The sequence below is a fragment of the candidate division WOR-3 bacterium genome (genome assembly GCA_026418155.1).
Classification (GTDB): Bacteria; Hydrothermota; Tepidihabitantia; order Tepidihabitantales; family CAIPLT01; genus JAOABV01.
This window is the reverse complement of sequence record JAOABV010000040.1, coordinates 1-14552: the sequence shown is the minus strand read 5'-3', so window position 1 is coordinate 14552 and position 14552 is coordinate 1. Positions and strand designations below refer to the sequence as shown.

General features: G+C 34.0%; 18 protein-coding genes. 4 read left to right on the top strand and 14 right to left on the bottom strand.

Annotation, left to right across the window (positions count from 1 at the left end; genetic code table 11):
• The first annotated feature begins 82 nt into the window (after positions 1 to 82).
• The 3 genes from N2201_05510 (at position 83) to N2201_05500 (ending at position 2601) form a co-directional block, all read left to right on the top strand.
• Entirely contained in the window at positions 83 to 1153 is a 1071-nt protein-coding gene (locus tag N2201_05510; protein MCX7785667.1) for a DUF763 domain-containing protein, read from the top strand.
• Between the two features lie 43 nt (positions 1154 to 1196).
• Entirely contained in the window at positions 1197 to 2117 is a 921-nt protein-coding gene (locus N2201_05505) for an RsmB/NOP family class I SAM-dependent RNA methyltransferase (protein MCX7785666.1), read from the top strand.
• A 112-nt stretch (positions 2118 to 2229) separates the two neighbouring features.
• Entirely contained in the window at positions 2230 to 2601 is a 372-nt protein-coding gene (locus N2201_05500; GenBank protein ID MCX7785665.1) for a hypothetical protein, read from the top strand.
• A gap of 42 nt (positions 2602 to 2643) precedes the next feature.
• Here N2201_05500 and N2201_05495 read toward each other — a convergent pair whose 3' ends face one another.
• The 14 genes from N2201_05495 to N2201_05430 form a co-directional block, all read right to left on the bottom strand.
• Positions 2644 to 3018 carry a TM2 domain-containing protein gene (locus tag N2201_05495; GenBank protein MCX7785664.1) on the bottom strand — a complete coding sequence of 125 codons (375 nt, stop codon included), beginning with the start codon at positions 3016 to 3018 and terminating at the stop codon, positions 2644 to 2646.
• 93 nt (positions 3019 to 3111) lie between these two features.
• Positions 3112 to 3672 carry an RDD family protein gene (locus N2201_05490; GenBank protein ID MCX7785663.1) on the bottom strand — a complete coding sequence of 187 codons (561 nt, stop codon included), beginning with the start codon at positions 3670 to 3672 and terminating at the stop codon, positions 3112 to 3114.
• Positions 3673 to 3793: 121 nt separating this feature from the next.
• Positions 3794 to 5089, bottom strand: a complete 1296-nt coding sequence (ffh, locus tag N2201_05485) for a signal recognition particle protein (protein ID MCX7785662.1) — start codon at positions 5087 to 5089, stop codon at positions 3794 to 3796.
• Positions 5090 to 5134: 45 nt separating this feature from the next.
• Positions 5135 to 5779 carry a ribulose-phosphate 3-epimerase gene (gene rpe / locus N2201_05480; protein ID MCX7785661.1) on the bottom strand — a complete coding sequence of 215 codons (645 nt, stop codon included), beginning with the start codon at positions 5777 to 5779 and terminating at the stop codon, positions 5135 to 5137.
• A complete protein-coding gene (locus tag N2201_05475; GenBank protein ID MCX7785660.1) occupies positions 5776 to 6498 on the bottom strand; it encodes a PASTA domain-containing protein in 723 nt (240 codons plus the stop codon). The genes rpe and N2201_05475 overlap by 4 nt, the downstream gene beginning before the upstream one ends.
• A complete protein-coding gene (gene fmt / locus N2201_05470) occupies positions 6495 to 7439 on the bottom strand; it encodes a methionyl-tRNA formyltransferase (GenBank protein MCX7785659.1) in 945 nt (314 codons plus the stop codon). Before fmt ends, N2201_05475 begins: the two co-directional genes overlap by 4 nt.
• Positions 7440 to 7468: 29 nt before the next feature.
• The gene (gene def, locus N2201_05465; GenBank protein ID MCX7785658.1) at positions 7469 to 8014 is read right to left on the bottom strand and encodes a peptide deformylase; all 546 of its coding nucleotides are present in this window, start codon (positions 8012 to 8014) and stop codon (positions 7469 to 7471) included.
• Positions 8015 to 8070: 56 nt separating this feature from the next.
• Positions 8071 to 8367 (bottom strand): preprotein translocase subunit YajC, encoded by a 297-nt coding sequence (yajC, locus tag N2201_05460; GenBank protein ID MCX7785657.1) that lies wholly within the window; start codon positions 8365 to 8367, stop codon positions 8071 to 8073.
• A 21-nt stretch (positions 8368 to 8388) separates the two neighbouring features.
• Positions 8389 to 8979: a nicotinate (nicotinamide) nucleotide adenylyltransferase gene (gene nadD, locus N2201_05455; GenBank protein MCX7785656.1), complete on the bottom strand. Its 591-nt coding sequence runs from the start codon at positions 8977 to 8979 to the stop codon at positions 8389 to 8391.
• Positions 8980 to 8984: 5 nt separating this feature from the next.
• Positions 8985 to 9752: an outer membrane protein assembly factor BamD gene (gene bamD / locus N2201_05450; protein ID MCX7785655.1), complete on the bottom strand. Its 768-nt coding sequence runs from the start codon at positions 9750 to 9752 to the stop codon at positions 8985 to 8987.
• A 146-nt stretch (positions 9753 to 9898) separates the two neighbouring features.
• The gene (locus N2201_05445) at positions 9899 to 10753 is read right to left on the bottom strand and encodes a purine-nucleoside phosphorylase (GenBank protein MCX7785654.1); all 855 of its coding nucleotides are present in this window, start codon (positions 10751 to 10753) and stop codon (positions 9899 to 9901) included.
• Positions 10753 to 11214 (bottom strand): DivIVA domain-containing protein, encoded by a 462-nt coding sequence (locus N2201_05440; protein ID MCX7785653.1) that lies wholly within the window; start codon positions 11212 to 11214, stop codon positions 10753 to 10755. Before N2201_05440 ends, N2201_05445 begins: the two co-directional genes overlap by 1 nt.
• A gap of 250 nt (positions 11215 to 11464) precedes the next feature.
• Positions 11465 to 12025 (bottom strand): biotin--[acetyl-CoA-carboxylase] ligase, encoded by a 561-nt coding sequence (locus N2201_05435; GenBank protein ID MCX7785652.1) that lies wholly within the window; start codon positions 12023 to 12025, stop codon positions 11465 to 11467.
• A gap of 104 nt (positions 12026 to 12129) precedes the next feature.
• On the bottom strand, positions 12130 to 12978 hold the full coding sequence (locus N2201_05430; GenBank protein MCX7785651.1) for a 3-hydroxybutyryl-CoA dehydrogenase: 849 nt from the start codon (positions 12976 to 12978) through the stop codon (positions 12130 to 12132).
• Between the two features lie 556 nt (positions 12979 to 13534).
• Between N2201_05430 and N2201_05425 the strand changes: the two genes are divergently transcribed.
• Positions 13535 to 14552: site-specific DNA-methyltransferase (locus N2201_05425; GenBank protein ID MCX7785650.1), on the top strand; the 1018-nt coding region annotated here is incomplete at its 3' end.

Here is a 14552-nt window from a genome sequence, read left to right as displayed (position 1 = left end):
AATGAAAATGCTTGACCTGTAGAATCAATTAACTACAATATTATGAATATTCCAATATTAGGATTTTGCAAAATAAGATTATATGCGAACAGGTTTTGCTGAATTACCGCTTCATTGGGGAAACGCCCCACGATGGCTTTTTGAAAGGATGAAAAAATTATCTCGAGCAATTTGTGAAATAATTATTGGCGAGTATGGCACTGAAGAATTTTTACGCCGCATCTCTGACCCAATTTGGTTTCAAAGCCTTGGCTGTGTCTTAGGTTTTGATTGGCATTCTTCCGGTTTAACGACAACATTATGTGCCGCATTAAAAGAAGGTCTAAAAGATTTAGAATTTGATTTAGGTCTATTCATTGCCGGAGGAAAAGGCAAAACCTCTCGCAAAACACCTGAGGAAATCAGAAATTATGCTGAAAAATTTTCTTTTGACCCGAATGACTTTATCTTCGCTAGTAAGATGAGTGCGAAAATCGACACTTGCGCACTTCAAGATGGCTATCAGATTTACCATCATACTTTTATTGGCACAAAAGATGGCAGATGGGCTGTTGTCCAACAAGGTATGAATATCAATACCGGTTGGGCAAGACGATATCATTGGCTATCTTTAGAACTTAATGATTTTGTTAATGAACCTCATAAAGCAATTGTTTGTAATCACAAAACTAATGTTCTGAATATGGTAGCGAACGAGAGTGCATTAACAAGAAAAGTTTCTACGCTTATTGCCTCAGAAAATCCTGAAACGACAATAAAAGAATTCACGAAGATAAAGACTTTAAATCTGGCACAACACCATCCAGTGTTAGTCTCTGACATTAACCCCAATTATTTGCAAAAAATTCTAATAAAAACCTATGAAAAACAACCACAAAACTTTCTACAATTATTAGACACGCAAGGATTAGGTCCTAAAACCATCCGCGCGCTCGCATTAATTTCTGAAGTCATCTATGGTGCGAAACCAAGTTTTACTGACCCAGTAACTTATTCTTTTGCTCATGGCGGCAAAGATGGTCATCCTTATCCTATTAACCAAAAAGACTATGACAAATCGATTATGATCTTAGAAAATGCCATCAAACAAGCCAAACTCGGTCACAAAGAAAAATTAAATGCTTTAAGACGACTTTCAATTAATGCCCGCTAAATCCCGGCCAAAGTTATTAGTAAAATATACTCAGTAATATTAAATGCATACCGAATTATCTCCAAGATTTTTTGAAAGATATGCTTCAATTATTCCTGATTTTGATGAATTTCTTAAATTTACTAAACTTCCCTTAAAACAAACTTTCCGCATTAATACCCTTAAAGCCCAAAAAGATGAAGTACTTGCATTTTTATCTGATATAAATTTAGAAGCCGTTCCTTGGTATGACTTGGCGTTTCGAATCAATGAAAAAGTAAATTTCGGCCAAAGAGTTGAACACTTTTTAGGATTAATTTATGTGCAAGAACTTGCTTCGATGATACCGGCCTTAGTTTTAGACCCTAAACCTAATGAGACCATACTTGATATGAGTGCAGCCCCTGGTTCTAAAACTACTCAAATCGCATCAATTATGGCAAATACCGGCCTTATTGTCGCTAATGACATCTCGTCCAAGAGAATCAATAAACTTATCTTCAACATCGAACACCAAGGAGTTTTGAATACTGTCATTATAAGACAATCAGGACAAAGATTAGGTCATTTATTTCCTGAATATTTTGACCGCGTTATCCTTGATGCTCCATGTTCTTTAGAAGGAATGGTGAGAAAATCTTGGTCAGCGGTCTCTTATTGGAGTGAGACTAATATCATCCGGCACTCTAAAATTCAAAAAGGCTTAATAAATTCTGCTTTTCAATGTCTTAAACCAAAAGGCACATTAGTCTATTCGACTTGCACTTACGCACCTGAAGAAAATGAAATGGTAGTTGATTATCTCTTAAAAAAATATTCATCTGCTGTTTGCGAACCAATAGCCATTGATGGCCTAAAAACACGCCCTGGAATTTTAGAATGGCAGGGACAAAAATTTGATAAAAGTATTCAAAACACAATCCGGCTTTTTCCTCAAGATAATGATACTGAAGGTTTCTTTATTGCTAAAATTAGAAAGTTGTGATAAATATAACCGCAAAAATTTCAAAAGAAAAAACCCTAAAATTTTAATTAAACTTTTATTAGAAAAACAATGATTCTCTAAAAGAATCCTTCTTTGCCAAGAACTTAACATTATGATAAATAAAATTCTACAAAACTTAGAAATAGAATACGGCATCCCTCAATCCGTCTTTCAAAAGTATGACTTTTTAATTCAAAAAGAACAAATCTTTATAATGAATAAAGTAGTATACAACTTTAATAAAATAAGACCGTATCGCAAGGGCATACTATTTGCCCAGAAATTCGGAAAAACCATCAAAATATCAGACCAAGCAATTCAAATTTTCGGTAAATATGCCACTAAGAACATTGTTGAATTAAGTTCAGAACAAATGTCTGAAATAATTAAAGCAAAAAAGATTACAAATATCAAAATGTCGTTGGAAACCTCCCAAAAGGATTTTTTACTCACTTACAAAAAATATCCAGTCGGACTCTACTAAATATAAATTTTTTATCTCGTACGACTTTTAGCCGAGACCAATTTATTTTTTCACTAATTCCTTTCCTTCACTATCGGGCAGTTTATTTGATGCAATTAAAATTAAGTCTATTAACCACCAGATTCCAAATCCGCCAAGTGTTATCAGTTTCAATATACCGAGTCCAATATATCCTAAATAGAATCGGTCAACACCTAATCCACCAAGCAATATTGAAAGTAAAAGTGCCACTAACCAATCTTTACCTTCTTTACCTTTTGCTAAGCGCACACCGCATTTGACACAGATTTCAGCATTGGGATTGACTTCTACACCACAATTCTGGCAATATTTGTTTCCGGTTAGTGGTCTTGCACCACAATGAATACAAATTTCTGCCCTATCGGCAATCTCTTTACCGCAATTACGACAAAACATAATGCCTCCTTTACGACTAAATTATTTTACAACTTTTTAACTTTTGTTTATTGCTGTCAGTGCACATTAATACCTTTTTACAAATAGATAATTTTATGATTTTTTAATAACTAAACAATCTGCAATCATATCATGCAATGCTTGTTTTTTCTCAGTGAAACCTGCCATAATATAACCTATCAGCAAAGTTAAACTCGAAACAATTTTTGCAAAATGTCGTCCTGTTGCTCGGCCAAATGTAATTCTATTACCATTACTATCAGTAACCATAATACCTAATACCTGTTTACCTAATGTTGCTTGTCTTTCTGAACATTCCATTAATGCATAATATAACCAACTAGCAACTGTTCCCAAAAACCATCCCGCATAAGGAAAAATCAAATTAATTATCAGCATCGGAACAAATAAAATAACTCCATCGACTAATGAAGCAACGAATCGGCGCCAAAAGCCAGCGTATATAACTTCGCCCATTGCTACTGATTTTACGCCAACTAATCGGACACCGCATTTAATACATATTTCAGCATTAGGATTAACCTCAGCGCCGCAATGCTGACAATAGTTTACACCGTTCAATGGTCTTGCTCCACAATGAATACAGATTTCTGCTTTTTCGGATACTTCTCTTCCACAATTACGACAAAACATAATGCCTCCATTTATTAAATTAAATATTAAAAATCAAATGTCTAAAATACGAATAAAATATCAAAAATTTTAATATTTGATTTGGCATTTTACGATTTGAATTTTGATATTATCACATTTATTACCTATTAAAGAACTTCAGTTTTCCAGAACCCATACTTTGCATCAATTGCTTGGCTTGACGGAATTCCTTTAGTAAGCGGTTGACATCTTCGACTGATGTTCCACTGCCGATTGCAATCCGTTTTCGTCTTGAGCCGTCAATAATTTCAGGATTCTCTCGTTCTTCCTTGGTCATTGATTGAATTATTGCTTCAACCCGGATAAAATCTTTATCGTCGATATTTTCCAATCCTTTTAAGTTTTTTGCTCCGGGTATCATTGAAAGCAATTTTGATATACTCCCCATTTTTCTAATTGATTTCAATTGGTTCAGAAAATCATTAAAATCGAATTTTCCTTTAAGAAATTTTTCTGCAACTACTTCTTGTTCTTTGGGTGAAATTGCGGAAGCAACTTTTTCTTGAAGTGTTTTTATATCTCCCAGTCCTAAAATTCGGGTGCTGATTCGGTCAGGATAAAATTCTTCTAAATCTTCTATTTTCTCACCGGTTCCGATAAAATATATTGGTACTGATGTCACTTTCCGAATCGACACCACGGCACCTCCTTTAGCGTCACCATCGAGTTTTGTCACAATTGCACCAGAAATATTCAATGCATTATGAAATTCTTGTGCTTGCGAGACCGCATCTTGCCCCACCATCCCATCGACAACTAATAAAGTATAATCTGGATTAGTTTTTTCTTTGATTGTTTTTAATTCCTGCATTAACTCTTCATTAATATGCAATCGTCCAGCAGTATCGAAAATTATTAACTGGTTTCCTCTATCCTTTGCTTGGGCTAATGCTAAAAGACAAGTTTTAAGTGCATCGTCTCCAACTGGGAAAAAGTCACAACCGACTCTTTGGGCTAATAATCTCAATTGTTCTGAGGCTGCTGGCCTTTTAACATCACAGGCAACCAAAAGTGGTTTTTTGTTCTTATATTTTGCGGCTAATTTGCCTGCTGTCGTTGTTTTGCCTGTTCCTTGTAGACCAACTAAATTTATTATTGTTGGAGTTCGAGTAAATTGTAGTTTTGCGGGTTTTTCACCTAATAGTTTAACTAATTCTTCATATAAAACAACATTTATCAATTCGCCGGGTCTTAAACTCTCAACGATTTTTTTCTCTTCGATTTTTGTTTGCAACTCTCGGATGAACTCACCCACGACTTTATAGTTAACATCGGCTGAGAGTAAAGTGATTCGAATTTCTCTTATTGCCTCTGATATTTCTTTGGAACTGAGCCGACCATAACCTAATAATTTTCTTTGTAATTTAACGAATTTATCGGTAATTATTTCAAACATCGTTTGCTTTGGGATGTAATTATAATTTTTGACTAAATTTGTTAGTTATTTCAAACATCGAAATCTTCTAATCGTTTCGACATAATCTTTAGAATGAAATATTGCTGTTCCTGTTATTAGAATATCGACACCGGCGCTTATTAGTTCTTTGCTGTTATCAAGATTAACTCCACCATCTACTGCTATCATAATTTGCATGTTTTTATTTTTTATCATTTCTTTTGTCTTGATAATCTTGGTAATAGTTCCAGGAATAAATGTCTGACCACCAAATCCTGGATATACACTCATTATTAAAATCTCATCAATTAAATCAAGGAATGGTTCAACCTGCTCTATTGGTGTATCTGGATTTAAGGCAATACCCGTTACCTTCCTGGCATCGTTAATAAGTTTAAGACATTGATTTGGTTTATTGGTGGCTTCAATATGAAAAATTATACCATCAGAATCAGGAATAAAATATTCGAGCATCTTCTCTGGTTCTTTTACCATCAAATGGCTTATGATAGGAACTTTTAATATTGGCTTAATTGCTTTTAATATCGGAACACCGAAACTAAGATTAGGCACAAAATGACCATCCATTACATCCAAATGAATTGCATCAATACCGGCGAGTTGGATTTTTTTAATTTCATCACCTAAATTCAAAAAATTACAATTTAGAATTGATGCTGCAATCTTCATTTTGCTCTCTTTCCCACAATCAGTTTTATCGTATCACCAGTTTTTACGCGCATACCATCTTCAGGGTATTGAATCACAACCATTCCGGCTTCTGCTTCAGATTCTACTTCTTGCTCTTGAATTGTGCCGATAACTAAACCACACTTAACAACAGAATCAATTGCAATATTTATTGGCACCCCAACAAAATTAGGCATTAAAAAGGCTCCTGCTGGTCCACCTGAGACCAATAATTTTATAGGTGTTCCGAGAGAAATTTCTGAACCAGGTTCTGGTTCAATTCCAATTACTTTGCCTTGTCCTGTAGTAATTGACCTAATAGTTTCTATTGAAGTCGGAATAAGTCCGATGTTAGACAAAATTGTCATCGCCCGTTCTAACGGCATTTGTAATAAAAATGGCACTTTTATCTTTCTTGTTCCTTTGCTCAGATAGAGAATTATTGGTCGCCCAGGTTTAACAATACTTCCTGGTTTAGGTTTTTGTTGAACCACATAACCAATGGGAAAAATTGTATCAAATATTTCTTCGGTCTTGCCTAATGCAAGGTTCTGAGCTTCCAGAATTTTTTGTGCTTCAATCAAAGATTTACCAATCAAATTGGGAACAATTACTTCTTTTCCTCGGCCAATAATCCAAGGCATAATTAAAAAATTAAAGATTATAACACCTAATCCAAATGCACCAATAATAATTAATAGCCAATGAATAAACCTCATATTGAAACGAAACATTCGCCAGTTTGAACTCGCTGACCATTAATAAAATCAACGCCACTAATTAATTTTCCACCTTCTATTTTCAAAGACAATATTTTAAGTACGCCATCCTGAGTTGCGACAAGTAAACTTTTTTTATTAGGTAATATTTCACCTGGTTTATATTTACTTAAGCCTGCTATGGTATCAGTTAATAGTTCAGTTTTTAATATCTTTGTTATTCGATTGCGAAAATAGGTCCAAGCCCCAGGTTCTGAAGATAAACCGCGAATCAAATTATGAAGCGTTTTAGCGCTAAAATGCCAATTTATCAAACACTCCTCTTTCTTTATCTTTGGTGCAAAAGTCACTTGATTATCATCTTGTGGTCTTACGGAAACTTTATTTTCTTTAATTAGATTAAGTGTCTGTAATAAAATCTCGGCACCTATATGAGCTAATCGTTCACTTAATTCATCATAGGTTTCATTAATACCAATTTCTGTCTCTGCTTGTAAAATAATTGGACCGGCATCCATTCTTTCATTCATAAAAAAAGTAGTAACACCAGTTTTCTGTTCTCCCTGCATTATTGCTCGTTGAATGGGTGCGGCTCCACGATATTTGGGTAATAGTGAAGGATGAAGATTAACAAAGCCTTTACTGGGTAATCCTAAAAGTAGCGGTTTTATAATAAAGCCATATGCGACCAATACACAGATATCAATTTGTTCATTACGCAAAGTTTCATAAAATTCATTGGTGTTAGGATTATCCGGCTCAAATATTTTTAAGTTTAACTTTTGAGCAGTAATTTTTATCGGACTCGGTTGCATTTTTAATCCACGACCTGAAGGTCTTTCAGGGGATGTCACAACACCAATTATCTCATAACCACTTTGAACCATCGCTTCTAAACTACGAGTTCCAAATTTAGATGTTCCCCAGAACAAGACTTTCATATTATTAGTAACTCTTTGATTTAACAGTTTTAAGTCTGGCGATTTTTTTGACTTATTGCCTCCAGTTGTTTTTTTAACATCTGCTGCCGAATTGGTGACAAATGGTCGATAAATAAAATTCCGTTAAGGTGGTCAATTTCGTGTTGAAACACTCGGGCAAGCAATCCTTTACCTTCAATCTGAATAGGTTTTCCGTTTTCATCTAATCCTCTCACAACAACTTCTTTGGCTCGCAAGACAACTTCAACAATATTGGGAATTGATAAGCAGGCTTCTTCTCTTTCCTCTTCTCCTTCGTATTTAATTATTTCAGGATTGATAACAACCATTGGTTCAATATCATTGGGTGCTGATGAGTCCTTCTTTACATTAACTGGTTCGGGATTAAAGCAGAAAATCGAAACCAATTCGCCAATTTGATTTGCGGCTAAGCCTAAGCCATCTTGCGTTACCATAGTTACTTTTAAATCTGCGATTATCTTCTTAATTGAGTTATCAATTTTTTTTACTGGTCTTGCCTTCTTTCTTAGTATTGGGTCACCGTATAAACGGATTTTCCGATTTTCGCCTTTCATTCTGATAAGAATACCTATTATTTATAAGCAAAAATATCTATAAAAACAAAAAATTCCTATAACTTGTAAGCAATAGATGTCTTTTCAATTTCAATCTCAGCATTCTCCGCAATTTTGACCATAAAAGTTCTCTCTTTAACATTAGTAATCACACCGTAAATACCACTGGAGAGAACTACGCGGTCACCTCTTTTAAGTTCAGCCAGCATCTGAGCATGCTTCTTTTGTCTTCGTTGTTGTGGTAGTATCATCAAAAAATACAGAATGACAATAATCAAAATTATTGGTAAAAAACCGATTATCGGATTTCCACCAGATGGTGTTTGTCCTTGTCCATATAGATAATTTATCATTTATGCCTCCAAAGTGTTTAATTATTCTAAATAAAGTTTATTTTTCTTAATATAATTATAAACTGCATCGCAAATTTTATATCTCACACTTCTACCTAATTTTATTGCTTGTCTAATTTCACTACTCGATATATCAATTTGAGTCACTTTGATAATCTTGGTATTAACAAACTTGGGGTAGATAGTATCAATCTCTTGGCGCGGTCTTAACATCACAACCAAAGTTGCATATTGAGATAATTTCTCTGGTTCATGCCAAGTGTTTAATAACAAATACTCATCTGCACCAATAATTAAATAGAATCGGGCTTTAGGGTATTTTTTCGATAATAATTTCAATGTTTCAATTGTAAACGACTTTCCCTTGATTCGTTTTTCAATATCCGAGATTTCAAAATTCGGGTTATTTTTAATTGCTAATTTAACCATTGAACGGCGATGACGATAATCAACAATTTTTTTCTTATGTGGCGGTAAAAATGTCGGAATAAAAATAATTTTATCTAATTTCAATCTTTCTCTAACCTCTTCTACTGTGACCAGATGGCCTAAATGAATCGGATTAAATGCACCACCGAAAATGCCAATTTTTTTAGGAAAATCTTTGGCCATAACATTTAAGGACTTACTCCTAATTGTTTCAGTCGCATTTGGGCAATCTTTTTTATTGCCGTATCAGTTTCGGTGGCATTCGATAACATTTGATAAAGGTTAATCGCCTTATCTAAAGAGTCTTTTTTTTCATAAATTTGTGCTAAAAGCAAAGTGCTTCGTTCGGCCCATTTGGTCGAAGGAAAATTATCCAGCAAGTACTGAAAGTATACCTGAGCAGAAGTCAATTCCCCGGCTTTATAATACAATTCGCCAACAATAAATTCCTTTTGCGCCCATCGTTCCGCAACTTCTCTTTTTAACCTATTAATCTCATCTGTATATTTAGTCGCAGGAAACTTTTCTTGAAGTTCATCTAAAATCTCAACCGTTTTATATAAAAATGATTGGTCTCGGATTACGGTCGGTGCTAAATAGTAATAGCAAAGGGCTAATTTATAATAAGCCTCTTCTAAATATTGGCTTCCTAAAAAACTTTTGATAAAAAATTCGAACTCATAAATTGCATCACGATAATTCTTTTTCATAAAGTAAGCATTAGCAATATAAAACTGAGCATCACCCGCATAACTTGTGCCCGGATAATTAAAAAGAACATTCTGAAACATCTCAATTGCTTTATTATATTGCTTAGATTCAAAGGCACTGAGTGCTCGGTTAAAATCTTCTTCCGGATTGTAATTAACCATTACTGTTTTTCGTTTTGCACAAGCGAGCAATACTATTAGAACTAACAATATCAAAAGAAAACTTTTTTTCGAGGTAATTTTCACTTCAGATGACCTGGTTACCACAAAATGCACATATCATTATCAATTTATTATCCATAATCAGATAATTCCATGAATATTTGTTAGTTATTCCATTGTCTATTAAGTTGCATTTATTTACTGATGACACAATGAATTTTTTATTCAAATTATTTGCGAAGTTCATTTATAGGAATTGCCCTTACAACCTCACGAATCAATCGGGTCAAATTAGGTTCGGCTTTATTGGCAGCGGCTAAAACATGCGTAAATGCTACTGGTTGCATTGCATCAGGTAACCCCATATCAGTAATTACGGAAAGACCCAAAACTTTAAGACCAATTTGTCGCGCGACAATTACTTCCGGAACCGTGGACATACCTACCGCATCTCCGCCAATAATTCGTAAAAACCGATATTCGGCTGCAGTTTCCAAATTAGGACCATGGACCGCAACATAAACACCTTTTTGAATCTTAATCTTTGATTTTAATGCTACTGCTTCAACTAATTTAATTAGTCCTTTATCATAGCAATTATACATATCAGGAAATCTTGGTCCTAATTTAGTATCATTGACTCCCCGTAATGGATTATTGCCCATCAGATTAATGTGGTCAGTTATCACCATAATATCGCTAACGGAAAATTGTGGATTTAAGCCGCCGCTGGCATTTGAAACAATCAGAATTTTTACCCCTAACTCTTTCATTACACGAACCGGATGAGTAATATCTGCCATATCATAACCCTCATAATAGTGAAATCGGCCTTGCATTGCGACAACTCTTTTACCACTTAATCGACCAAAGATTAATCGTCCAGAATGACTTTCAACTGTTGGGCGTAAAAAATGAGGTATCTCCGTATAATCGATTGTTTTTTTAATCGTTATGTCTGATACTAATTTTCCCAGCCCAGTGCCTAAAATGATTCCGATATTCGGTTTATCGTCAATCTTACTACGAATAAACCTGACGCTTTCTTGAATTTTCTGAAAAATATTAGTTTGATGCATAGACATTAAGATTTCTTCTCCTTTGATTCCATCTGTTCAATCAACATTGAGAAATTTGTAATCATTGATTTAATTTGACTGATAAGATTAATCTTTTGCACTTGCAAATCAGCAATTACTTTTTCCATTCTTTGAATCTGCTCTTGAAGATGATGTTTAATATTTTCTGCTTCGGTTTTTGCTTTACTAATTATCAACTCGGCTTCTTTTTTGGCGTTATCTTTTATTTCCGAAGTCGCTTTTTGTGCGGTCATCAAGGTTTCTTTTAACAATGCTTCGGTCTTTTCTATGCCCGCAATCCGCATTGAGAGTTCGTCGACTTTTTGGGCTAAACTTGCCCGTTCATTGCGTAATTCTTCGATTTCTTTACTCACTATGGCCAAAAAGGCTTTAACCTCTTTTTTATTAAAGCCACCAATAGCAGTAGAGAAATTTTTGTTTTTTATTTCAATCGGCGTCAATGGCATAGTTATATTCTAACCATAGTATCAGTTCTGTCAATGAATTTGTTTGAAACTCTTAGAAAGATAATATTGCAACTATCGGCATTGAAAAGAATACTTTCTTTCTTCAATTTAACCTTCAACTATTGAACCTTTAACATTTTTCTATATCTTTGAGCAATCAACATTTGAATATCCAACATAAAATTTTTCTGAACCTAACTCGTCAAGTATAACATTTATTAAGTCAAATATTTATAATTGACATTGTTATCTAATCGAGCAATTTGCCTAATTCTTCACAAACTGCTTTAAGAATTGCAAACCGTGATATTCTCTGGCCGGTTTCAATTAGTAAAGATGTTGCAACATCTTTAAGTTGTTGGGGAAAACTTTTTTGATTCACATTTATCCCGATGCCTAAAAGATAAAATTTAGGTTGATTACTGATTTGAGCAGTTAAACCCACGAACGATTCAGTTTCCACCAAGACGCCGGCAACTTTTTTCTTATTTAACAAAACATCATTTATCCCTTTTATTTCTAAATTAACTGCGCCTATCGGCAATAGAATTTTTTCAATAGCAGATTTTACGCCAATACCAATTATTTTTGTCAAGGTTGTGCTCTGGTCGTTTGATGACACAGATTGATAAATAATAGAAAAATAGAGACCGCCAACTTCGGATATCCAGATGTTATTACCCCTTCCCTTGCCGTATGTTTGGATTCGAGATACTACTACAGTTCCATTATCCACATTATTTTTGATTAATTCCTTGGCTTTTTCTTGAGTAGAGGTTACTTGTAAAAAAGAAAAAACTGTATGGCCCAAACGAAAATTGGGAAGAAAAATAACTCTAAATCTATTTTCCAATAAATTTTAATTAAATTCGGATAACCTTGTGCTTCTCTTAATGATTTTTGTAGTCAATTATCTCAATAAGTATAAAATCCTTTCTTGGTCTTTCTGCCCAAATAACCTGCTGAAACCATTCGTTTTAATAATGGACAGGGACGGTATTTGGGGTCACCCAAGTCACGATATAACACATTCAGAATATCAAGGCAGATATCAAGCCCAATCAAATCGGCTAAAGCCAAAGGACCCATTGGATGATTCATACCAAGTTTCATCACTGTATCAATTGCCTCTTTATCAGCAACGCCTTCGTGTAATGCATAGATTGCTTCATTAATCATTGGCAATAGCACTCGGTTCGAAACAAAGCCCGGTGAATCATTAACCACTACTGGAGTTTTACCAATTTTCTTTGATAATTCTACAATGATATTAGTCGTCTCATCACTGGTTGCCAAGCCTCGGACTACTTCGACTAATTGCATTAAAGGCACAGGATTCATAAAATGCATACCAATTACTTTATCTGGTCTATGAGTTGCCGAGGCAATTTCGGTAATGGAAATCGTTGAAGTATTTGAAGCCAGAATCGTTTCCTGAGGACTTTGCATACATAACTTCTTAAAGACATCCTTTTTGACATCAACTTTTTCTACTACTGCTTCAACTACCAATTGACAGTCTTGGGCTAAACCCAAGTCAGTGCCGGTTTTAATTCTCGCGATTGTGGCATCAGCATCTCCTTGGGTCATCTTGGCTTTTTCCACCATCTTCGCAAGACTCTTTTTGATTGTTGCCATTCCGTTATCAAGGAACTTCTGGTCAATATCAATCATGACGACTTCATAGCCATTACTGGCAAAAGTTTGGGCAATACCATTACCCATTGTGCCTGCACCAATTACACCGACTTTCTTAATATCCATAAAATCCTCCGATATTTTAATAAAGTTATTTCCATTGCTAACATCATACCGAAAAATCGTGATAGGTCAAGAATTAAATAGTAGTATTTCTTTGTTTTTTAATTTTAATATATCAATAGAAAAAAGTTTTTCTTTAACATAAATATTCTAAATTTCACATCGTTGTTTACGCTATCCATCAAGCAGACCAATACAAAAATTTGGTAAAAGAATATCTCAATACTGGTTCTTATCTTAAAAAAATCTCTGCAGAGAATCTTGGCAAAGGTGTCGACTTCATAAGATATTCTAAAAGTAATCATCAAAAAGAAATAAAACTAATCATTAATTAACTTATTATGTAGCAAATAGAATATAAATAATTAAAATAAGCAGCCCAAAGACATTTTAGTATTTATTCATATTTATTAGTAAAAAATTAATGCTTGATTGTTTAGCCGATAGGAGTTAGAAAACTTTCTGTTTAATGACATTTTTTCCAGACAGATAACCTTGACAAAAATGTTTTTAGATTTATTATGTAGTAAAACATTATTAAAGAAAAAAGGAAATAGTAATGACTAATGAGAAAAAATTTTATGATGAGTTAGAGAAAATATTTGTTGGGGCGGAGATTAAGGGGAAGTCTGGTTATATTAATTTGATGAGGATAAAATCGAAGTATTATAAAGAAGGGGTTTTTCCTAAATTACAGGAATATATCAAAAATGCTGTTAAGGATTTTACTGAGCCGGTAAAATTCAAAGAGGAATTGTTTGACAAGCTTTACACTTTTTTTAAGTCTTATTTTTCGGAAAGTGGTTCGGTGTATTTTAATTTTACTCCATCAGAAAAAGATATTTACGAGAAGGTTTACACGGATGATAAGGATGTGGTTTTATTTTGGAAGACTCATATGCTTTATTATGTTAAGTCCGAGCGGTTATTTAGGGATCTTGATGTAGAGATTGACAGGCATAAATTCTTTTTTGATGTTTCACAGTTAGAGCATAAGAAGGCCAACGAGAAAAGAGCGTTGATTTATAAATTAAAAGAAGTAAGAAATGATGGGAAAATTGTTTTTAATGTTTTTTATTCGGAGAAGGGCAGCACGACCAAGATTGACGAGATTCTTAAGGAGTTAAAAAGAAGAAAAGTAAATATTACTGAGGAGACTTTAGAGAAGGCGTTTAGGATTTTTGAGAAGCAGAGCGAGGTAGATTATTTTATCAATAAAAACGCAAAGCAGTTTTTACAGGAGCAGTTTAATCTTTGGCTTTATCAGTATGTTTTCAAGGAGAAGGGTGAATGGACTCAAAGAAGGATAAAGCAATTACAGGTTTATAAAGACATTGCTTATAAAATAATTGATTTTATATCGCAATTTGAAGACGAGTTGGTTAAAATCTGGAATAAGCCGAAGTTTGTTTTTAATTCTAATTATGTAATTAGTTTAGACAGGATTGCTCAAAAAGATGCCGGTATGCAGGTGATTACAGAATTACTTAAACACAAGAATATAAAAGGTCAGATAGATGAGTGGAAAAAGTTAGGGATAGTGGATAGCAATTTTGACGAAAGCAAAATAATCGTGG

Bases quoted from the DNA above. Each gene is read 5' to 3' on its own strand.
- N2201_05510 (MCX7785667.1), top strand. From the start codon at position 83: ATGCGAACAGGTTTTGCTGAATTACCGCTTCATTGGGGAAACGCCCCA.
- N2201_05505 (MCX7785666.1), top strand. From the start codon at position 1,197: ATGCATACCGAATTATCTCCAAGATTTTTTGAAAGATATGCTTCAATT.
- N2201_05500 (MCX7785665.1), top strand. From the start codon at position 2,230: ATGATAAATAAAATTCTACAAAACTTAGAAATAGAATACGGCATCCCT.
- N2201_05495 (MCX7785664.1), bottom strand. From the start codon at position 3,018: ATGTTTTGTCGTAATTGCGGTAAAGAGATTGCCGATAGGGCAGAAATT.
- N2201_05490 (MCX7785663.1), bottom strand. From the start codon at position 3,672: ATGTTTTGTCGTAATTGTGGAAGAGAAGTATCCGAAAAAGCAGAAATC.
- ffh (MCX7785662.1), bottom strand. From the start codon at position 5,089: ATGTTTGAAATAATTACCGATAAATTCGTTAAATTACAAAGAAAATTA.
- rpe (MCX7785661.1), bottom strand. From the start codon at position 5,779: ATGAAGATTGCAGCATCAATTCTAAATTGTAATTTTTTGAATTTAGGT.
- N2201_05475 (MCX7785660.1), bottom strand. From the start codon at position 6,498: ATGAGGTTTATTCATTGGCTATTAATTATTATTGGTGCATTTGGATTA.
- fmt (MCX7785659.1), bottom strand. From the start codon at position 7,439: ATGAAAGTCTTGTTCTGGGGAACATCTAAATTTGGAACTCGTAGTTTA.
- def (MCX7785658.1), bottom strand. From the start codon at position 8,014: ATGAAAGGCGAAAATCGGAAAATCCGTTTATACGGTGACCCAATACTA.
- yajC (MCX7785657.1), bottom strand. From the start codon at position 8,367: ATGATAAATTATCTATATGGACAAGGACAAACACCATCTGGTGGAAAT.
- nadD (MCX7785656.1), bottom strand. From the start codon at position 8,979: ATGGCCAAAGATTTTCCTAAAAAAATTGGCATTTTCGGTGGTGCATTT.
- N2201_05445 (MCX7785654.1), bottom strand. From the start codon at position 10,753: ATGTCTATGCATCAAACTAATATTTTTCAGAAAATTCAAGAAAGCGTC.
- N2201_05440 (MCX7785653.1), bottom strand. From the start codon at position 11,214: ATGCCATTGACGCCGATTGAAATAAAAAACAAAAATTTCTCTACTGCT.
- N2201_05430 (MCX7785651.1), bottom strand. From the start codon at position 12,978: ATGGATATTAAGAAAGTCGGTGTAATTGGTGCAGGCACAATGGGTAAT.